The sequence below is a fragment of the Bythopirellula polymerisocia genome, assembly GCF_007860015.1.
Taxonomy (GTDB): domain Bacteria; phylum Planctomycetota; class Planctomycetia; order Pirellulales; family Lacipirellulaceae; genus Bythopirellula; species Bythopirellula polymerisocia.
On the sequence record NZ_SJPS01000004.1, the window covers coordinates 749,909 to 770,020 of the forward strand.

General features: G+C 52.5%; 15 protein-coding genes. 10 read left to right on the top strand and 5 right to left on the bottom strand.

Translation table 11 applies throughout. The features are described from left to right. Nucleotides 1-18: 18 nt before the first annotated feature. From Pla144_RS15795 to glpK, 4 genes are all read left to right on the top strand, one after another. Nucleotides 19-1,029, top strand: coding sequence for a DUF1559 domain-containing protein (locus Pla144_RS15795; RefSeq protein ID WP_146451709.1), 1,011 nt, complete (start codon nucleotides 19-21; stop codon nucleotides 1,027-1,029). Between the two features lie 107 nt (nucleotides 1,030-1,136). Next, a complete protein-coding gene (locus Pla144_RS15800) occupies nucleotides 1,137-2,054 on the top strand; it encodes a glycerophosphodiester phosphodiesterase (protein ID WP_146451634.1) in 918 nt (305 codons plus the stop codon). A gap of 59 nt (nucleotides 2,055-2,113) precedes the next feature. Continuing rightward, a complete protein-coding gene (locus tag Pla144_RS15805) occupies nucleotides 2,114-2,731 on the top strand; it encodes an EF-hand domain-containing protein (protein ID WP_146451635.1) in 618 nt (205 codons plus the stop codon). Between the two features lie 44 nt (nucleotides 2,732-2,775). Continuing rightward, complete coding sequence (gene glpK, locus Pla144_RS15810; protein WP_146451636.1) at nucleotides 2,776-4,278, top strand: glycerol kinase GlpK; 1,503 nt, start codon at nucleotides 2,776-2,778, stop codon at nucleotides 4,276-4,278. A gap of 44 nt (nucleotides 4,279-4,322) precedes the next feature. On the opposite strand, the gene Pla144_RS15815 is transcribed toward glpK, so the two are convergent. After that, nucleotides 4,323-7,772, bottom strand: a complete 3,450-nt coding sequence (locus Pla144_RS15815; RefSeq protein WP_146451637.1) for an AAA family ATPase — start codon at nucleotides 7,770-7,772, stop codon at nucleotides 4,323-4,325. A gap of 72 nt (nucleotides 7,773-7,844) precedes the next feature. Further along, nucleotides 7,845-9,080 (bottom strand): metallophosphoesterase family protein, encoded by a 1,236-nt coding sequence (locus Pla144_RS15820; RefSeq protein ID WP_146451638.1) that lies wholly within the window; start codon nucleotides 9,078-9,080, stop codon nucleotides 7,845-7,847. Between the two features lie 346 nt (nucleotides 9,081-9,426). Between Pla144_RS15820 and Pla144_RS15825 the strand changes: the two genes are divergently transcribed. The 5 genes from Pla144_RS15825 (at nucleotide 9,427) to Pla144_RS15845 (ending at nucleotide 15,495) form a co-directional block, all read left to right on the top strand. Continuing rightward, complete coding sequence (locus tag Pla144_RS15825; protein WP_197530729.1) at nucleotides 9,427-9,693, top strand: hypothetical protein; 267 nt, start codon at nucleotides 9,427-9,429, stop codon at nucleotides 9,691-9,693. Between the two features lie 114 nt (nucleotides 9,694-9,807). Continuing rightward, nucleotides 9,808-13,422, top strand: a complete 3,615-nt coding sequence (gene ileS / locus Pla144_RS15830; RefSeq protein WP_146451639.1) for an isoleucine--tRNA ligase — start codon at nucleotides 9,808-9,810, stop codon at nucleotides 13,420-13,422. Beyond that, complete coding sequence (gene purN / locus Pla144_RS15835; protein WP_231936383.1) at nucleotides 13,419-14,057, top strand: phosphoribosylglycinamide formyltransferase; 639 nt, start codon at nucleotides 13,419-13,421, stop codon at nucleotides 14,055-14,057. The genes ileS and purN overlap by 4 nt, the downstream gene beginning before the upstream one ends. After that, entirely contained in the window at nucleotides 14,020-14,754 is a 735-nt protein-coding gene (locus tag Pla144_RS15840; protein WP_146451641.1) for a class II aldolase/adducin family protein, read from the top strand. Before purN ends, Pla144_RS15840 begins: the two co-directional genes overlap by 38 nt. A 3-nt stretch (nucleotides 14,755-14,757) precedes the next feature. Next, nucleotides 14,758-15,495, top strand: coding sequence for a PIG-L family deacetylase (locus Pla144_RS15845; protein ID WP_146451642.1), 738 nt, complete (start codon nucleotides 14,758-14,760; stop codon nucleotides 15,493-15,495). A gap of 19 nt (nucleotides 15,496-15,514) precedes the next feature. Here the strand turns inward: Pla144_RS15845 and mscL are convergent, their stop codons facing one another. The 3 genes from mscL to Pla144_RS15860 form a co-directional block, all read right to left on the bottom strand. After that, on the bottom strand, nucleotides 15,515-15,907 hold the full coding sequence (gene mscL / locus Pla144_RS15850; RefSeq protein ID WP_197530730.1) for a large-conductance mechanosensitive channel protein MscL: 393 nt from the start codon (nucleotides 15,905-15,907) through the stop codon (nucleotides 15,515-15,517). An 82-nt stretch (nucleotides 15,908-15,989) separates the two neighbouring features. Continuing rightward, nucleotides 15,990-17,066, bottom strand: coding sequence for an RluA family pseudouridine synthase (locus Pla144_RS15855; RefSeq protein WP_146451644.1), 1,077 nt, complete (start codon nucleotides 17,064-17,066; stop codon nucleotides 15,990-15,992). After that, nucleotides 17,063-17,947: a hypothetical protein gene (locus tag Pla144_RS15860; protein WP_146451645.1), complete on the bottom strand. Its 885-nt coding sequence runs from the start codon at nucleotides 17,945-17,947 to the stop codon at nucleotides 17,063-17,065. The genes Pla144_RS15855 and Pla144_RS15860 overlap by 4 nt, the downstream gene beginning before the upstream one ends. Before the next feature lie 223 nt (nucleotides 17,948-18,170). Between Pla144_RS15860 and Pla144_RS15865 the strand changes: the two genes are divergently transcribed. Then, a complete protein-coding gene (locus Pla144_RS15865) occupies nucleotides 18,171-20,108 on the top strand; it encodes an ATP-dependent helicase (RefSeq protein ID WP_146451646.1) in 1,938 nt (645 codons plus the stop codon). Nucleotides 20,109-20,112 lie beyond the last annotated feature (4 nt).

Genomic DNA, 20,112 nt, shown 5'->3' on the forward strand with positions numbered 1-20,112 from the left:
AACGAAAAGGAACTCAAAATGAGATCAGCCCAACTTGGCAGATCCCGATCAAATTACGGCTTTACGTTAGTCGAGCTCTTGGTGGTAATCGCAATCATAGGTGTATTGGTAGGCTTGCTTTTGCCGGCGGTCCAGGCTGCCAGGGAAGCAGCCCGCCGCATCCAATGCACGAACAAAATAAAGCAGCTTGCATTGGCTGTGCAGAATCACACTGATACCCATCGCTATATGCCTAGTGGAGGCTGGGGCTGGAACTGGGTGGGGGACCCTGACCGGGGTTTTGGCGAGTCTCAACCAGGAGGTTGGACCTACTCGGTTCTTCCTTTTATGGAACAAGCCAATATCTGGAATATGGGAAAAGGTCTACCCGACGGCGCAGATAAAAGAAAGCTCTTGGCAGACATGAATGCGATCCAAATTGCGGATTTTATTTGTCCCAGTCGCCGTCCAGCTGTTCCAACAGGAGTCAAGCCGCACTGGACGCCAAGGAACTGCGAAAAGCTAGAGTTCTCTGGCAAGAGTGATTATGCGATCTCGGTCGGCGACACTGACACGGCGGACGGCCCCGACGGCCCAACGACAATTGCGCAAGCTGAAAACCCTAATTATCCCTGGCTCAAAGATGATAAACATCCTTGGAATGGTGTCTGTGACATGCATAGCGAGCTGCGGCTCGCTGAGATTGAGGACGGGCTTTCGCAAACCTATTTGATTGGCGACAAATACCTCCGTCCAGAGGCCTACGAAGGGGTAGGGGCCATTGGTTCTCCCATGTACACGACTGGAGACAATGAAACGATCTTCACCGGATTCAATCGAGACGTTCAACGTTCCACTAAACTACCTCCTTTCCAGGATCGACCTAGTTTAGTTTTGCCGGAGAGCTTTGGCAGTGCCCATCCAGGAGTCTTCAATATGTCGATGTGCGATGGCTCCGTTCAAAGCATTTCATTCGATATCGACGAAGAGACTCATCGATGGCTCGGGGTCCGCAACGATGGAAGAACCGTATCCAATTCCCAGTTATAGTCACCTTAGAGAGTGACAAAACACAAAGAGAGTGTTGCAATTTAGAGTGCCTCTATCTCCTTCTCCTTGTCATGATATAGTGACGATCTCCTCTCAGATTGAAATACATGAAAATCGCTGTTCTGCTTTGTCTTCTAATATTTAACCAAACTGTCGGAAAAGCTAAATCTGCTTTAGCACAAGTTATCGTAGCACATCGCGGGGCATCGGCGGATGCACCGGAGAATTCGATTAGTTCATTTAATCTTGCTTGGAAACAAGGTGCGGATGCGGTGGAGGGTGATTTTTATCTTACAGCAGATAAGCATATTGTCTGTATACATGATAAAGATACACAACGTGTCAGTGGCGAGGACCTAGAAGTTTCAGAGTCCACTTTAGAGGTCTTGCAGAAGCTGGATGTAGGGAGCTGGAAGGGGCCGCAATTCTGTAACGAACGGATGCCGACTCTGCAGGAAGTACTGGCTGTCATTCCGTCAGGAAAGATTCTCTACATCGAAATCAAATGCGGTCCAGAGATCTTGCCGTATTTGAAGCCCTTGCTAATGGGTTCTAAATTAGAGGCCCAGCAGTTGCGGATCATTTCGTTTAATAAAGACGTTATTCGAACCTCTAAGTTGGTCATGCCAAGCATTGAGGCCTATTGGCTCGTCGATTTTCAGAAGGACAATGACAAGGGCCTTTGGTATCCCTCTGTAGATGTTATAGTGGATGTCGCTCAACGCATTGGAGCGGACGGAGTTGATGTAAGGGCAAAAATGGATTTGCTTGATCCACAGTTCATCTCTCGATGTCAAGAAGCTGGTTTGAGCTTGCATGCATGGACTGTTGACGACTCAAATGATGCCAGAGAATTACAGCGACTGGGATTTGACTCAATTACTACGAATCGACCAGAGTTCCTCCGCCAAGCAATTTCCCAGCTAGAGAACATGCGATCAGGGACTTCTTCGTTCCAAACTCCCGCTGTGTCTCACACCGAAAGACCTTCATCAGCTATTCGCATGGAAGCCAGCACAGAGTGATTTGTTTTACTCTCACAAAATTAGAAAGAATCAACTGGTAGCGTAGGAGAACAATGCTCATGCGAAGTTCACATTATAAGCTTATGGCACTTGTTTTTGGTGCCGTTACAATACTTGGTTGCTATGGTCGACCGGGCGCAGTTGAAGTTCCACATATTGATGCAGATTCGGCAGCGGAGGACGCGCTTAGCAAATACGATACAAATGGCGATAGTAAGCTATCGAAGGATGAGCTAAAGAACTGTCCCTCACTGCTTTCAGCAATTGGCAGTTTTGATAAGAATAATGACAAGAGCATCGACAAGGAAGAATTGACGGATCGATTAGCTATGTGGACCAACAGTGGCCTTGGCGTATCTAACTTGGCCTGCCGTGTCTTTTTTAAGGGCCGACCTTTGTCTGGAGCGAATGTCGAGCTGATTCCCGAAGATTTCCTCCACGATGTGGTGAAACCAGCGAAAGGAGTCACTCAGGACTCGGGGTCTGCGCAGCTAGGTATCGACAGTGCATTTTTGCCCGATGATTTAAAACGATTAAAAGGGGTCCACCAAGGGCTCTATCGCGTAGTGATCACTCACCCGGATATCGAAATTCCATCAAAATACAATGCAGATACAGAACTTGGATTAGAAGTTTCGTACGAAACTGGAAAGAACATGGTTGAGTTTAAACTCTGAATCCAATTTATATATTTGATGTTTTTCCAATGGAGAAAACACGAATGCCCTATCTCTTAGCCCTCGATCAAGGGACCACCTCCTCGCGCGCGATTATTTTTTCTGATGCGGGTGACATTAAAGCGATCGAGCAGAATGAGTTTAAGCAATATTACCCCCAGCCGGGGTGGGTGGAGCATGACCCTGAGGAAATTTGGCAATCTCAACTCGAGGTAGTAACCGCCGTCTTGGACTCGGCGCGGCTAAAGCCTGCTGATATTTCAGCTTTGGGTATCACCAATCAGCGCGAAACGACGGTTGTGTGGGATCGTAAATCGGGGCAGCCGATCCACCCAGCGATTGTCTGGCAGGATCGCCGCACGGCTGATGTCTGCCAAAAATTGCGATCAGCAGGGCATTTGCAAACAGTTCGAGAGAAAACTGGATTGCTACTAGATCCCTATTTCAGTGGGACTAAGATTGCCTGGATTCTGGACCATGTTCCTTCGGCACGCAAGTTGGCAGATTCAGGTCAGCTCGCCTGTGGAACCATAGACACCTGGTTAGTTAATAAGCTTACAGGAGGCTCACTCCACATAACGGATGTTTCCAATGCATCACGTACGTTGTTGATGAATATTCACACGGGTGATTGGGATAATGAACTTTTAGAATTATTCCGTATACCTCGCAGCATCTTGCCAGAGATTCGCCCCTCTAGCGAAATCTACGGAGAAGTAGATTCATCACTTCAGCTTTCAGGAATGAAGATCGGGGGGATTGCTGGCGACCAGCAGTCTGCCTTGTTTGGACAATCATGTTTTGAGAAGGGTGCGACCAAGAACACCTACGGCACCGGTTGTTTCATGCTCATGAATACCTCGACCGAGGCCGCTGCTTCACAGAACAATTTGCTCACCACGGTTGCATGGAAGATTGACGACAAGATCGAATATGCCCTGGAAGGGAGTGTCTTTGTCGGGGGGGCTGTGGTTAGTTGGCTGCGTGATGGGCTGGGGGTAATTAAATCCTCTTCCGAAGTAGAGGCTCTTGCCAGTTCCGTGCCCGATAGCGGAGGCGTGTTCCTTGTGCCCGCGTTTGCTGGCTTGGGTGCGCCGCATTGGGATCCCTATGCCCGAGGAACGATTTTGGGCATTACCGGTGGAACCACTGCAGCACATATTGCCCGAGCAGCAATCGAATCGATTGTGTTTCAAGTTGCCGATTTATTGGAAGCGATGCGTAGCGATACTGGAGTCCATTTGAGTGAGCTGCGCGTGGATGGGGGGGCTAGTGTCAATAATGCAATGCTTCAATTTCAAGCAGATATTTTACAACTGCCCGTTGTTCGCCCCACGGTTACCGAGACGACTGCACTGGGGGCTGCTTATCTAGCTGGTCTGGCGAGTGGAGTATGGGGCAGCCGAGAGGATATTGCTCACCACTGGAAAATTGACCAACGCTTTGAACCTCAAATGCTCCCCGCTAAATCAGAAGTCCTTCGAGCCCGTTGGCAAGAAGCCGTAGATCGCACCAAGAACTGGGAAAAGGCAGAACCGTCTGCTTGAATCTCACTCCGTTGCCGAATCAGGAGGGATAGGAAGTACAATTCTCAACGATAGGTCCTATGGGGCTCGAGATGGTCATGGATCGAATGCTCATAAAGTTGTTCTTTTTGATCGTTCTCTTCCCCGTCCCAAAGCCATTCGTAGGTGGTTTCCGCGGCGGGAACTGTGTACTCAACTACCGGGCTACTGGTTTGAGTGACTGGTGACCGTACCACTTCCTCTTCCACTCGCTCGACAAAGGGATAGTCGTAGAAATCAACCGGCTCGGGAGCGATTACCTCTTGCACTTTCACTCGTCGGAGCTTGCGTGATTTCTTTGGAACTTGTGGTGGTTCCTCTGCGAGTACCTCTTCAACGATCTCGCTTGGCGGTTCCTCAACGATTTCGAGCGTGATACCCGTACGATTTGGAAGCCGCCGACAATCCACTTCAAGGGCTTTAAACATTTGCCACATGTGCTCGTGACAGGTGAATACCAGAAGTTGATGTCCGCCGTCGGCAAAATCTTTCAGGACCTTGGCAGCTCGCTGGGCGCGGATGGCATCGAAATTCACCAGCACGTCGTCAAGAACCATTGGCAAGCGTACACCTCGCTTGGCAAAAGTCGAAACAACCGCCAAGCGGATACTTAGGAATAGTTGCTCTCTTGTGCCGCGGCTGAGTTTGTCGATGGTGATTGATTCCCCGGCGGAATTCTCCACCAACAAGATGTCGTCGGCGATAGGAGTCCACACACGTCGATACTCACCGCCCGTTAGTTGCGACATATAGCGAGTCGCTTCGCCCAGCGTCTCTGGTTGGCGATTGGCCTCGTAGTGATGGCGAACCCGTTCCAAGACGCGGCTAACTGTGGCATGCTCTCGCCAGGCCTGCCGGGCGTTGGAGAGTTGCTTTTCGAGGCAACTCAGCTCTAGCTGTCGCTCAGCGAGGGACCGATCCTCAACAAGCGTTTGTTGCTCATGCCGCAGAGCCCCTCGCTGATCGACCAACGATTTAAGTTCCGTTTGTGAAGCCTCTAATTCGTTGGAATACTGCTCCCATAACGTGTCGAGTCGGTCGATGCACTCTGGGTCGAGCAGCGTCGCAAAGGTTTCTTCGGATGCGTGATTGCCAATAGCTGCGATAATTTCACGGGTAACTCGTTTTCGCTGGCTGCGAAGCTTTTGGGACTGCTCCTGTTCATCAATGAGTCGCCGATAGGAGGATTCATCTTCGCAGTCGGCTGCCTGAAAGAGCGCCTCACGGCGCCGACGAATTCCAGCGATGGTATGACGGTGCTGTCCTTCCTCGGCCTTCAACTCCTTCGCGCGCTCATAAAGTTGCTCACGGCGCTCGACGTCAGCAAGTTGTTTGCGACGCTCAGCTATGAGAGTCTCCAACAAGTCGATAGCAGTGTTTTCACCGTCTACGTCCTGAACACAGCCGACTTCAAGGGCTAGATCGCGAATACGGCGGGTGATAGTAGCATGTTCCCGTTGACGGGCAACGATTTCTTCCTGGCGAAGTTTGACTCGCTCGTCGAGGTCACCAAGCGCGGAGAAACGTTCCGTTACGGCAACAAATCGCTGCGGATCAAGTTTCTCAGAGAATCCAAGCCCCACGAGTTTAGTTTTCCAGGCTGCAAGCGCTTTGTCGTATTGCGCCTTGGCCTGGGTAAGGCGTGATTCAGCCGAGGAGACTTCGTGCCCAGCCCTTTTCCGCTGAGCTTCCACTGGAAGAACGTTCTCCAATTCTGCCAAATGCTTTTCGGCAGCTTGCAGTCGCAGCACTGCGGAGCCATCCGTAAGAGTTAGTTCCGCGTCAAGTAACTGCTTGTCTCGCTCGGCTTCTTCTACTTGGCGGGCAAGCGACTCCATTTGCCGCTGGCAAGCGTCAAGCTTGTCGGCAGCACTATCCTCGATAAAGTACTTCAAGACGAACATGAAGACTGTGGCGGCTAGCCCGGCCAGGGCGATGAGACTGCCATGACTCCCCAGGGGATTGTTAGGTACCCACAACCATAGTCCCACCAACAGCATTCCGATTACCACTGCTGCGAGAGTCCAGCCAAACATCCAAAGAGGCAAAACTTGGTCTTCTAGTAGCTCATGGCTCTGGTGCTCAAGGTCAAGCTCGTGGCTGCGGGCCTGTTCAAGGCGTTGTTCCACTTGCAACCGACGACGCAGCCGAGCGACGAGGTCGCTGGCCTCCTCAAGGTCCATCGGCAAGCCATGGTGCTCTCCTGCGACGATCGCGGACTCAATGCGGGACTTTAGGGACCGTTCGTTCTCGGCCAGACTTGCGAGTTCCTTTGTCTCGAAATCAATCTTTTTTTGTGCAGCCTGAATATCATCCAGCAGAGGGTGCAAACTTTCAAACTCAGATGTCGTGATTTCCTGTAGGTGACCTGTTCTGGTTATCCCCAGCGCCGCGGCAAGACGTTCCTGTTCCGTCGTGAGTCGTTGCTGTAGATCGCGAGATTCGCCACTAAGGTCCCCGATCTGGCGATCAAGCGAAAAGAGCCAGTCGCGTTGTTCGGCGAGAGCATCAATCCGGCAAGCATTCTTTACCAGGAGCTCATTGATTCCCAGTCGTTCGGTCTCTTCTTTTAGTTGGCGGCGCTGTCCTTCAAGAATATCTGCCTCGCGCTGGTGTTCTTCAATCTTGCTGTTGAGAGAGTCGAGCCGAGAAGCGGCGTCCTCAGGGAGCTGGATCGCACCGCTGATTTGCTGAATTTGTGCCGTGAGTTTCAACCGGCGTCGCCAATTCTCTTTGAGTCCCACGGCAATTTCCACCGTGCGGGCTTGATGTTCTGCAGCAGAGACTTCGGCTTCCTGAGCGATGATTTCGGAATCAAGTTCTTCGATTCGCACGGCAAGCTGTGCCCAGCGACGATTTTGCTGCGTTAGCTGGCTAATCTCGCCCCGGAGAACCTCTCGTTGATTTAGCAGCTTCGCGATCTGGGAATCTTGCTCCCGACTGGAAAGCAGCCCTTGGCGAGTTTGCCTGAGACCTTGGATCACGTCGTAGAGGCTTACACGGTCTAGCCCCGAGGTGAGCCGATAGAGCCACTCGGCAGCTTGGGTGTCGGTGAGCGAACCGAGTCTCTGGATTTCGCCCAGTCCCAAGGCGAATATGTTTTCATACGTGACCTCGTCGATGCCCGCGAGCGCATCCCGGAGCAGGCGATCGCCTGTGGAATGCCCCTCTTCGTCGGTGATGGAGACGAGGCCCAAATCAATGTCATCTCGGTCGGCATAGCGTGAAACGGTAAGCGTCTGCTGGCCATCGGACAATTCAATCATTCCGCCGGGGCGACCTCCGTTGATTGGCGGGAGGTAGCGACTTCGCCGGGTCGGTGACACGCCGTACAGGACCGACCGCAAGAACTGCATGAGCGTTGTCTTGCCGGCTTCATTGGCACCGTAAAAGGCCGTCAGATTCGGAGAGATTCCTCCAAGGTGCAGATCGTGCCACACGCCGAACCCGTCGATGTGAATTTTCTTGATTCTCATAAGATTTGGCTCAATAAGTTAAATGAGTTCATTTTCTCTGCGACTCGTTGAGTCGCGGCAAATTACTATCCTCTAGCCTCTACTCAGCACTTCTTCGCCGTCCATGAGGTCGACTCCCAGTTTTGAAGCCGCCCAGAGCAGTTCGGCCCGATCTTCTGGTTCGACGACTGCCACGTCGGCCAGCGAGCCGTCGCGGTATTCAGCGGGGAGAAACTCCTCCAATTTGAGCGAAATGTCAGAGTCTGCTTCCAGTTTGCGGAAATCTCGCAGCAAATCGCCCATGATCGTTTCTTCGTCGACCCATTCCTGGGGCACATCCAGCGGAGCGCGGCATTCAATGCCCACCGTCCAGGCTCCGGGGGATTGAGTGGCGTAGCGTCTTCGTAGCACGTCGACCATTTTGTCACTGATTCCCCCGGATCGAATGTGATTGACGACGCTGCCTCGACCAGTAATCTCCCAGGTGATCAGCAACTCGCTGCCGTGGTGTTTGGTGCGTAATTTGGCAATTCGATCCTCGATCTGCGACATGAGGGCGTCCTCGTCGGTGCCTGCCGTGATTTCCACGATTTCCGAAATCCAGCGAACTGCATCCGTGGCAACAAAGTTTGTCTTTACCTGTCCCGCGTCATCCACGAGCACCACCGTACAACCCCGGGGTCCCGCTTCGCTGGGGTCGCGGCCCTGCGGTGTCCCGCAGTAGTGGGCGATCCCCGGGGACTGATCCACGGTTTGTCGATGATGCTGCCCCCCGAGTGCCATGTAGTCGACGCGATCTCCCTCAGCGCCAGGCGAGGCTGCCGTTCCATACGCTATCCCGACGGTAAACAACCCCAAAGCATCACAATGAAATCCACTGTCGTCGGGGGCTACTCCCGGGGTACGGCTAACCCCCTGAATGCGGGCCACCGGCTTCCCGTCCCTCAGCAGCTCGTAACTCGCCACATGACCAACAGGAAAAATGTGAACGTTCTCGGGCAACTTCGCGCAGGCCGGCCAAGTGTCGGGGGCATCCACCTCACCACAGGCCCAGTAGACAGGGATCCCATGGTCGGCGAGCCTCTGGAAATGATCGCGAAGAAATACTACGGCCCGGGGACCGGCCAGTTCTGAGTCGAGCAAATCGCCGGAAAGTAGTAGCGCGTCAGCTCCTTCAGCTAATACGGTCTCAAATACTTGGCTGGCAGCCAGAAAAGGGGCTTCGAGGAACAGATCTCGTCTTTCTGGAGGAACCTCCGAGACCCCTCCCAGGGGACTTTCCAGGTGAAAATCACTGGCGTGAACGAAGCGAAGCGGTGGATGCGACATCGGAGCCTCCTTGCCGACCGACATGGTGACGGCGCCTACATTGGGCCGTGCAGATCTATGATTACTAAAATCCGACGCAGAGTTTACCCCGAATCTCGAATTTCTCCAACTTCAGATCGTCAGATGCTTGAAGGAGTTATGTGTCCAGATTTGGGTACGAACTTGACAAGACCGGCTGTCTTGAGTCAGAATCCGCGCCTACAATAATTGCTTGGTAGTAAACACTTTAAGTCGATTTCTGCTCAGCAATCTGTGAAGAAGCCAGTGAGCGGCCTACGTAGGGCTGTTTGTATATTGATTTAGTTACGCAGAGATAGGTGAGCGAATGGGGTGCGGAGTGCTAGCTATGCCAGATTTGGCGAGGCCAATTATCGACGAGTCGTGGGATCTGACAGGTAGGACGGCCGATATCGTCGCTGAGATGGATGATCCGTTTGACGATTTCGACGACGACGATTTCGACGACGATTTCGATGACGATTTCGAAGAAGATTGGGAAGACGACCTGACTGAGGACAATGAATTCCCAGACACTTTCGGCGATGATGATGATGATGATAAAGACGACGATGACTCGCCGTTTAGTGACGATCCCGACTTTGACGACGACTGATGTAGATGAATGTCTAATTTCCAATGACCAATGACCAGCAATACGATTGGTCATTGGTTATTTGTTTTTGGCCGTTGATGCACCCGCCGAGATAAGAATCTGCTAACGGAAGCCATGTTTCCTACAATTGATAAGAGCGAAAGTTTTCCCGCGCGTGAATTGGCCATTGGCGAGTTTTGGCGTGAGAATGACATCTATCACAAGTCGCTCGCTTCGCGTGAGGGTGCGCCGCCTTTTGTTTTCTACGAAGGCCCACCTACGGCCAACGGGATGCCTCACCCGGGGCATTGTCTGACTCGCGCGATAAAAGATCTCTTTCCACGCTACAAGACGATGCGTGGCTACCGCTGCGAACGCAAAGCGGGTTGGGACACACACGGACTGCCCGTGGAGGTAGAAGTCTGTAAGGAGATGGGCATCCACTCCAAGGAAGAGATCGAAGCCTTCGGCATTGAACCCTTTATCCAGAAATGCCAACAAAGCGTATGGCGTTACATGCAAGAGTGGCGAAGACTGACCGAGCGGTTAGGCTTTTGGGTCGATCTCGACCAGGCGTATGTCACCTATCATCAGAGCTACGTCGAAAGCGTCTGGTGGAGCCTTAAGACGCTCTTCGATCGGGGCCTGTTATACCGTGGCCACAAAATCGTCTGGTGGTGGGCCCAAGGTGGCACGGCTCTTTCCAGCGGCGAAGTCGGCCAAGGATACCGGCAGGTGGCTGACCCCAGTGTGTATGTTAAGTTTCCGCTACTGGATGATGAGAACAACGAAACGGATACTTCGCTGCTTGTATGGACGACGACACCTTGGACCTTACCGAGTAATCAATACGTAGCGGTAGGCTCTGATGAGATCTATTTTAAAGTTACTGATCCGGATGACAATGGGCGCAAGTTGCTTGTTGCTGAGAACAAGATTAAGGATCTAGAAGTAAAAAGAAAGGTAGAACTCAAGGAACTAGAAGGACCAATTGAGGGATCAACACTTCACGGATTAAGATACAGGCCTCCCTTTGAGCAATACCATTCTAAGTTCAATACTCAATTCAGTGAGTTATCGTATTTAGGCTATGAGGACGCTCCTTCCAGAGCAATCCGCGACTTTTTCACAAGTAATAGTCTTTTAAATAGTGTGGTCGAGGGAGAGCGGACCCATCAAGACAATTTTGAGATTGTAGAAGAGAGGGTCAAGAAAAAAGTTTCTGAGAATCGAATTCGATTCCACGGGTGGTTCATTGTTCCGGCAAACTTCGTAACGACGGATAGTGGGACTGGTCTAGTGCATATAGCACCAGCCTACGGTGAAGATGATTATTCTATTCTAGAGCGCGAATTGAGTTTTGTTGCGCCGCATCAACGAGGCCCCACACTTATCAACGCAGTTGCCCCTAATGGCACTTTTACCGACGAAGGCCCCGAATACTGTCGAGGCCGTTGGGTCAAAGATTGCGACAAAGACATCATCCGCGATCTTAAGACACGCGGGTTGTTATTCCACCAGGAACAATATCTCCACGATTATCCGTTCTGTTGGCGGGCCGAAGAAGATCCGCTTATCCAGTATCCACGTGAGAGTTGGTTCATTCGCACGACCGAGTACAAGGACCAGATGCTCGCTAACAATGCGAAGATCAATTGGCTGCCGGAGCACATCAAAGAGGGCCGGTTTGGCAAGTTTCTGGAGTCGAACGTCGATTGGGCGTTGAGCCGGGAACGCTACTGGGGAACGCCGCTGCCGATTTGGGTTTGCGACAAAACCGGGCAGATGGAAGCAGTTGGCAGCTACGAAGAGCTCTTGGCCAAGCCTGGAGTCAATGGAACTGAAATCTGGGACGAAGCGAAGTCAAAGAACCCCGAATTGCCGGATGATCTTCGGATTCACAAGCCCTATATCGATGGGGTAACGTATGAATCGCCCTTTGCCAAGGGTGCGCGAATGCGTCGGGTCACCGAAGTAATCGACTGCTGGTATGACAGCGGCGCAATGCCCTTCGCCCAGTGGGGCTATCGTGGGCAGGAATCCGGCCTTGAGCGAGAGCGATTCGAATCGCAATTCCCCGCCGATTTCATTAGCGAAGCCCTCGACCAAACCCGCGGCTGGTTCTATAGCCAATTGGCGATTAGCACACTGCTTTTTGGGGGACTGGGAGCTGGGGACTCGAGACTGGGGGATAAAAAGAGCCCTAGCCCCCAACCCCCTTATCCGCATCCCTTCAAAAATTGCATCGTCCTCGGCCTCATGCTTGGCGAAGATGGTCAGAAAATGTCAAAGAGCAAGCGGAACTACCGCGAGCCGAATGAGATTTTCGACAAGTACGGGGCCGACGCGCTCAGATGGTATCTGTTCGCCAACCAGCCCCCCTGGACTTCAATCCGCTACAGCGAAGAGGCGATTAAGGACAGTATCCCGGAGTTTCTGCTCCGATTGTGGAATGTGTACAGCTTCTTCACAATCTACGGGAACATCGATGAGTTCGATCCGGCGGGTGAATTGGAAGCCACCCAAGCGGACTGGTCGCTTCAGCGACCAGTTCAGTTAGACACTCGGACTCTGTCGGGGGCAGATTCCTACCGTCCACTCTGCGAACGGAGCGAGCTAGATCGCTGGATCCTTGGTGAACTCAATGCGACGTGTGCCACAGTCGTCGAACGCATGGATGCCTACGATAATTTCGGAGCCTGCCAGGCAATCACGGCGTTTATCGACGGACTATCCAATTGGTATGTCCGCCGCAGTCGTGACCGCTTCTGGGCGAAAGAGAAGCGATCGACCGACAAGCTTGATGCTTACTGGACGCTGTATGAATGTTTGCTCACGACGACGAAACTGATTGCCCCGTTTGTGCCGTTTTTGGCCGAGCGACTGTGGCAGGACTTGGCCGTAGCAGCTTTTCAAGGGACGAAGGGTGAGAAAGGCATCGTCGAGAGTGTGCATCTTTGTGATTACCCTACCGGCGATGCTTCTGCAACGGATCAGTCACTTTCAGAGCAGATGAATCTGGTCCGCTTGATATCGTCACTAGGCAGACAAGCCCGCAGTGCAGCGGAACTTAAGGTTCGTCAGCCGCTGGCTAAGGTGGAAGTCATCTTGGCGGACACGACCCACCAGTCATGGCTGGAAGACCACGCGGCAGCGATTTCCGAGGAACTCAATGTCAAAGCGGTAGAATTCAGCAACGAGCCTGAAAAGTATGTCGATCACGAGGTCGTGCCGAATTTCAAGCTTCTTGGTCCCAAACTTGGGAAACTCATGCCGAAGGTTAAGGGAGTTCTCGCCAAGCAGAGCGGAAGCGAATTGCTTGCAAATATTCAGGACAATGGGCAAATCAATCTGGAGATCGATGGACAACAAATCTCACTCACTGCGGAAGAGGTCGAGTTTCGTATCCAAGCTAAACCAGGTTGGACCTCTGCCAATGACAGAGGAGTGGTCGTGGTATTGGCGACGGAAGTCACACCTGAGTTGTTGGCGGAAGGGTGGGTCAAAGATTTCATACGCGGTGTGCAGGAACAGCGTAAGGAACTTGGTTGTGAGTTTACTGATAGAATTCAGATTGGCTTGGTAACAAAATCCCCCGAGCTTCTTTCTGCGATCGAGCAGTATCTTGAGCGCATCAAGCAAGAGACGCTCGCGGTCGAGATCGTCTTTGAGCAATTAAAAGGTGCGAAACCTTTTGGTTTTAAGATTGGAGATGCCGAAGTGGAACTCTACCTACGAGTGTCATCGTGAGTCGGCAGACATTGAAACCGATTAGACTCGCCGTTCTCATCTCTGGCGGCGGCCGCACACTCGAGAACATTCTTCATTTGGCAGCCGAAGGAACTCTCCCTGTAGATGTGCGCCTGGTGATATCAAGCAACCGAAGGGCAGGGGGGCTGCAATATGCTCACGAGGCTAGGATCCCATCGGCTGTTTTCGAGCGAAAACAATTTGCATCGGACGAGGCCTTCGGTACGGCGGTCTTCAATTCCTGTCGTGAAGCCGAGGTGGATTATGTCGCCATGGCTGGCTTTTTGAAACTTGCCCCTGTGCCGGAAGATTTTGCGGGACGTGTGTTGAACATCCATCCTTCATTGATCCCGTCTTTTTGCGGCCATGGCATGTATGGCCATCATGTCCATGAGGCGGTGCTTGACTATGGGGCCAAGGTAACCGGATGCACGGTTCATTTTGTCGACAACGAGTACGACCGCGGCCCGATCATTTGGCAACAACCTGTGCCGGTGTTTGACGACGATACCGCCGATACCCTGGCCGCCCGGGTGTTCGAAGCAGAAAAGGAATCCTACCCCCATGTGCTGAAACTGCTTGCGGCAGGAAAGATCCATGTGGACGGTCGTCGGGTTACCATTGTTGGACGGTAGAGAGGTAACCATGACGGACTTGAATCAACTCGATGCCGAACAAATCAAAGAGCAGATTTGCGAGATTGGCCGCCGACTCTGGCAACGTCAACTCGTCGCCGGGATCGATGGGAATATAACAGTCCGTTTGACTGAGAACGAAATCCTTTGTACACCCACGATGCACTCGAAAGGATTCTTGGAACCGACAGATATTTGTCTCGTGAATCTCGCTGGAGAACAGTTGTCAGGTGCCAAACGTCGATCTAGCGAGATTCTCCTACACTTAGAGATTCTCAAGGCACGTTCCGATGTATTGAGTGTCGTACACAGCCATCCACCTCATGCAACGGCGTTTGCGATCAGCGGCCGACCCGTGCCGCTCGGACTGTTGGCCGAGGCGGAGTTTTTCTTGGGAGATGTCCCGGTGGCCCCCTACGAAATGCCGGGAACGGCTACGTTCGCCCGTACGGTCCTACCATTTGTCCATCGCTCAAACGCCTGCATCTTAGCCAACCATGGGGCGGTCACCTATGGTGCGAGTCTCATTGATGCCTACAATCTGATGGAAGTACTGGATTCCTATTGTCGCATCGTATTGCTCGCTGACAGTTTGGGCTCTCCGCAGACGTTGTCAGACGACCAACGGGCCGCACTCGCCCAACTGAGGGTGCAAAGCGGTGTGGCACCATTGCAACCTACTCCAACCATTGAATAGTTCATGGCTACGAATGACTACCCACAACTCGACGTGATCGCCGTGGGTGCCCATCCCGATGATGTGGAAATCGGCTGCGGCGGCACGCTGGCTCAGCTCGTGCGGCAGGGCTATCAGGTGGGAATCATCGATCTCACCGATGGCGAGCCGACTCCTGCGTCTTCAGGACCCGAAGAACGACTAGCTGAGTCACTTGCCGCTGCTGAAGCCCTGGGTATCCAGCATCGTGTGACTCTTGATCTGCCGAATCGCAAGTTATTCGATAGTTACGAGGCACGGGTCAAGTTAGCGACTGAATTTCGCAAGTTCCGTCCGCGGCTCGTGCTGGGATTAGGGGAAAAAACGCCTCTGGCCTCCCCCGACCACTGGCAAGCGATGCAAATCACCGATGCGGCCGTGTTCTACTCACGTCTCACGAAGTGGGACATTGATTTTACCAATCTGCCGCCGCACACGATCGCTGCTCAAATGTACTACACGCTTGAGTCGCACCGAGCCGCTCCACTCGAAGGGGCAGGGCACATGGTCGTCGATATTGGGGAAACACTTGCCGCAAAACTGGCAGCCGTGCGATGTTATAAGTCGCAATTCCCACCAGAAAAGCAATACATTTTTCCACGAATCGAGGCGATCGCAAGTCAGCTAGGACATGCTGCTGGTTACCTTGCAGGTGAATTGCTAGTGAGCCCGCGGACCTTGGGAACTCGCGACCTGATGGGAACGCTGTTTGACAATGTTTAACTTCGGATTGCTTGACTGTTCAATTCTTAGCCAGCGAGTCGCGAATCTCACGCAGCAGGAGGATTTCTTCAGGTGGAGCAGATGGAGCGGCCTCTTCCTTCTTCTTGAGCGTGTTCATGCCTTTGATTACCAAGAACAACACGAAGGCCACTATCAGAAAGTTGAGAAGTGCTTGCAGTACAGCACCATAGCCAATGCTCGGGGCCGCCACACCTTCCGCAAGTTCGGGAACAGGTAGCTTATAAACCTTATCTTTGAAATCGACTCCTCCCTGCATATAGCCGACAATTGGAGTGATGACTTTTCCCACGAGTTCAGTCACTATGGCACCAAAAGCACTACCGATTACGATTCCGACCGCCATGTCTACTACGTTTCCTCGCATGGCGAATTCTTTGAATTCTTTGAGCATTCCCACGAGTCTTTCCCTTATGGTGAGTGAGCAGTTTTCACTAGAGCTAGTTGAGCATCATCAGAAAATCTGATGGCGTGTTCTATCGCGATTCGTTAGATTGCCGCAATAGCAGCAAGAGCGATTCTAGGTCGGGGGGAATTTCGCAACGAAACTCCAGTCTATCCCCGGAAGCCGGGTGGGTTATCCTGAGCACTTGAGCGTGGAGAGCCTGGCGATTAAGCAATACCTCCTCTGGAGAGAGGCCAACTGCCAATTCTTTTGAGCGAGTAATATTTCGTAGCTCCCCAAGCGTGAGCTGCGTCCGCCCGCCATAGAGCTTATCACACAGTACGGGGCACCGGAGCGAGTTGAGATGCAACCGAATTTGGTGAGTGCGACCGGTCTTAGGAAAAGCACGGATAAGCGCTAAGCCGCGAAATCGTTCTTCGACCTCGTAGAAAGTTTGGGCAGCTCGACTTGTGGGATGGTCTGGCAGCAGTGCCTTTTTCTCTCGCTGCGAGGGATGGTTCGCCACAGCTAAGTCGATGAGGTCCCGATCGCGGTCGGGGCTTCCCTGCACAATCGCCAAGTATTCTTTTTCGACCGTGCGGTTCTGAAACTGTTCGGAGAGGTTCTGATGGGCCAAGTCGTTCTTGGCGATGACCATGACCCCACTTGTATCACGGTCGAGGCGATGGACGATCCCGGGCCGCGTTGCGCCCCCTTGTTGGCTCAATTGCCCAAAGTGATAAATCAAGGCACTGGCCAGGGTCCCCGACCAATGACCTCGAGCAGGATGGACCACCATCCTGGGAGGCTTGTTGACTACCGCAATTTCATCGTCCTCATACAGGATGTCGAGCGGTATGGGTTCCGGTTCAGGGCCCGAGGCTGGTTGGGGAGAAAGGAAGAACTTAACATTCTCACCCGAGGAGATACGATACGCTGCCTTCTGTGCAACGCCATCGACCGAGGCCGCACCTTGGTCTATTGAACGACGAATTCGGGCACGGCTCGTGCCAATAAACTGAGCAGTTAGAAAAACATCGAGCCGCTGGTCGGCGGACTCATCTGGCACAAGGAATTGAACTGGCTGGTTCTCAGATACAGAAGTGAATTCGTCCGGTACCAGGTCCTGATCTTCATCGCCATCGCCTGGCTCGGATTGGGGGATCATTGTCCTTCCGAGGTCTCTTCCGTCGATTTTGCATTTTCGCCAGCGGGTTGATCCTCCGCGGGAGCAACATCAGTGGCGTCAGTTGCATCCTCGGCGGGCGAGTCTTTGTAGCGATCCTCATCAGCCCCCGCTCCGTTAGCGCCAGTCAATATGTCCTCCAGCGATCTGGAGTCCTGGATATCCGTCGGCGACGATAGGGATTTGGGGACTTCGGCCTCGAAGCTTGGTCGGCTCCCAGAGTTTGTCGTCCCTGGAGTAGCTGCCTTGCGTTTTGGTAGCTCGGCAGTTGCCAACCAAGTGGAGGATTCTATAACTTCTTTTTCTTTGAGTTGGTCAGTCCGGTTTGTAGCCAGAGTGCTTAAGTCGCCTTTCACGTCTACATACTTCTCTTGAGCTTCCTCGAGTTTGTCTTGCAACTCATAGACTTGTGCCAAGCCGTAACGGGCACGGTCCCTAATCTGAGATACGCTCGCGCCGGTAATCAAACCTTCGTAGATACCTTGAATTTGTTTCAATCGGCTCGTTGAAGCAGCGCGGTCAACCAGAAAGCTTTGCGAAGCGATGAGCAGCTGCCGGTCGCACCACATGAGATAGGCCCACTCGGGAACTGTAGTGCCAGTGTACTCCGAGTTGTCGGCAAGTCGTTTCATTTCAAGCAGTTCTGGATCGCTGCTATAGCTGGCCAAGATAAACTTGTCCCAGGCCTCTTGCTCGGTGACAGACGAACTAGTGCCCCAGACGCCCCACAAGGCAATCAGCACGGCTACAATCGCCGCACCCACCAACAAGTGCGTATGATAGGGCTTTGCTTTGTCGATTGTCGATCGCAGACTAACAGCGAGTTCATTGGTTTCCAAGTCGTGGCGTCGTTCTGATTTCATGGCGTCAAATTGGGTGCAAGAAGGAAAAAAAGCAGGCAAAATCACAATTCCCTGTTCCCGAAGTGTAGGAGCTGTCAGCACTTACAGTCAAGGTGGCTCAAGAGGGTGCTGGATTTCATGCAGTTTGGCTCGCTTTCGTCAAGGACTTTCCCTTGACAAGAAGGTGCCTTACGATCCTGAGTTCCATGTTCCCCACCCGAAATTGAGATTTTCTTCATTCCGAATGTCCGACGGCCTCAATCCACCTCAACGCGAAGCAGTTCGAACCCTAAAAGGCCCACTCCTGGTGCTTGCAGGAGCAGGAACTGGCAAGACCCGAGTGGTCACTCATCGGATTGCAGAGTTAATCCGTCACGGCACCCTGCCAGAGCGAATTCTGGCGGTGACCTTCACACGAAAAGCAGCCGGGGAGATGCTGGACCGAGCTACAAAACTTCTGGGAGGCAAGAGGAAAAAGCAGGTTTCGCGACCGCTCATTTCCACTTTCCACTCATTGTGTGTGAAAATTCTTCGACGCCATGTGGAACACCTCGGCTATCCCCGGAAGTTTACGATCTGCGATCGTTCGGACCAACAGTCCGAGGCCCGGGCCGCCTTGCGTGAGATTCGCTGCCCCGATCAATCGCTCAAGCCGGGTGACCTGCTATCGATTGTAAGCCAGTGGAAGAGTCGGTCCTTCGAGCCAGGGCGTGCAGCTTCCGTGGCCGATTCAGATCGAGAGCATATCGCTGCAGCTGCCTACCGGCGGTATCAAAGCAATCTCAAGGCGAAAGGCATGGTCGACTTTGATGACCTGTTGTTGCTGACGCAACAATTGTTCGCCAAGCATCCCGCTGTGCGTCGCGAGGAAGCAGGTTTATTCGATCATATATTAGTCGATGAATATCAAGATACGAACCAAAGTCAATATCAGATCGTTAAGGGTCTGGCGGCAGGGCATCGCAATCTGTGTGTGGTAGGTGATGATGATCAGTCGATCTATGGCTGGCGCGGAGCGGAAGTGCAACACATTCTCGGTTTCAAAAATGATTGGCCCGAAGCCAAGGTGGTGCGACTGGAAGAAAACTATCGATCGACGGCCGCGATTTTGAGCTACGCCAATACCCTCATCGCTTTCAATCGAGTGCGCCATGAAAAGGTGTTGCGGGCTGCCCGGCCTAATGGACAGACTCCCCGCGTGCTCCAACCGCGAGATGAAAACGACGAGGCAGAAAAGGTCGTAGCCGATATCCAGCTGATATTGTCTAAGCCTGGCGTGCGGGCACAGGATATTGCGATATTGTGCCGTACAAACGAGCAGCCGCGTGCTTTCGAAACAGAATTGCGGCGAGCGAAATTGCCTTATGTGTTACTAGGTGGGATGAGTTTTTTCGACCGCAAGGAAATCAAGGACCTTCTCTCTTATCTGAAAGTTATTGAGAATCCTCAAGACGAGGCATCGCTCCTACGGATCATTAACACACCAGCGCGAAATATCGGGGCTTCGACGGTCAAGCAGCTCCTAGCCACCGCGACCACCGAAGGGGCCACGGTCTGGGATGTTCTGCCTGCTCATGCATCCGAGGCCACTACAAATTTCCAGCAGTTAATATTATCGCTTCAACACATTGCCCAAAAGTCTTCATTGGCCGGCTTGATCTCTGAAGTGATATCGAGGACAGGTTATCATCAAGAGCTGGATCGCCAGTATCCGGATCCTAACGATCGCGAAGCTCGAAATGCTTCGCTGGAAGAAATCATCAACGCCGCCGCAGCGTTTGATGGACGCAATAAAAAAGAATCTCGGCTGCAAGAATTCCTGGATGATATAGCCCTAGGTACCCGGGATAGTAGTGACGACAAAGAGAGTCAACTCCAGAATAATGCTATTGCGCTCATGACACTCCATTCGGCTAAGGGTTTGGAGTTCCCCTTTGTGTATATGGTCGGGATGGAAGAAGGAATCCTGCCGCACAAACGTTCGGTCGAGATTGAAGGAGACGCGATCGATGAGGAACGCCGACTGTGCTATGTGGGTGTCACTCGTGCTCAAGAGCAATTAACTCTTTCTTTTGCTCTCGCGCGACGAAAGTGGGGCAAACTTCGCGATACGGTTCCTAGCCGGTTTCTATATGAAATGACTGGTAAAGCGGAGAACGTGCGCAAAAAGAAAACCGTGTGACGCA

Coding starts and splice junctions, on each gene's coding strand:
- Pla144_RS15795 (WP_146451709.1), top strand. CDS start 19: ATGAGATCAGCCCAACTTGGCAGATCCCGATCAAATTACGGCTTTACG.
- Pla144_RS15800 (WP_146451634.1), top strand. CDS start 1,137: ATGAAAATCGCTGTTCTGCTTTGTCTTCTAATATTTAACCAAACTGTC.
- Pla144_RS15805 (WP_146451635.1), top strand. CDS start 2,114: ATGCGAAGTTCACATTATAAGCTTATGGCACTTGTTTTTGGTGCCGTT.
- glpK (WP_146451636.1), top strand. CDS start 2,776: ATGCCCTATCTCTTAGCCCTCGATCAAGGGACCACCTCCTCGCGCGCG.
- Pla144_RS15815 (WP_146451637.1), bottom strand. CDS start 7,772: ATGAGAATCAAGAAAATTCACATCGACGGGTTCGGCGTGTGGCACGAT.
- Pla144_RS15820 (WP_146451638.1), bottom strand. CDS start 9,080: ATGTCGCATCCACCGCTTCGCTTCGTTCACGCCAGTGATTTTCACCTG.
- Pla144_RS15825 (WP_197530729.1), top strand. CDS start 9,427: ATGCCAGATTTGGCGAGGCCAATTATCGACGAGTCGTGGGATCTGACA.
- ileS (WP_146451639.1), top strand. CDS start 9,808: ATGTTTCCTACAATTGATAAGAGCGAAAGTTTTCCCGCGCGTGAATTG.
- Pla144_RS15840 (WP_146451641.1), top strand. CDS start 14,020: ATGTGGACGGTCGTCGGGTTACCATTGTTGGACGGTAGAGAGGTAACC.
- Pla144_RS15845 (WP_146451642.1), top strand. CDS start 14,758: ATGGCTACGAATGACTACCCACAACTCGACGTGATCGCCGTGGGTGCC.
- mscL (WP_197530730.1), bottom strand. CDS start 15,907: ATGCTCAAAGAATTCAAAGAATTCGCCATGCGAGGAAACGTAGTAGAC.
- Pla144_RS15855 (WP_146451644.1), bottom strand. CDS start 17,066: ATGATCCCCCAATCCGAGCCAGGCGATGGCGATGAAGATCAGGACCTG.
- Pla144_RS15860 (WP_146451645.1), bottom strand. CDS start 17,947: ATGAAATCAGAACGACGCCACGACTTGGAAACCAATGAACTCGCTGTT.
- Pla144_RS15865 (WP_146451646.1), top strand. CDS start 18,171: ATGTCCGACGGCCTCAATCCACCTCAACGCGAAGCAGTTCGAACCCTA.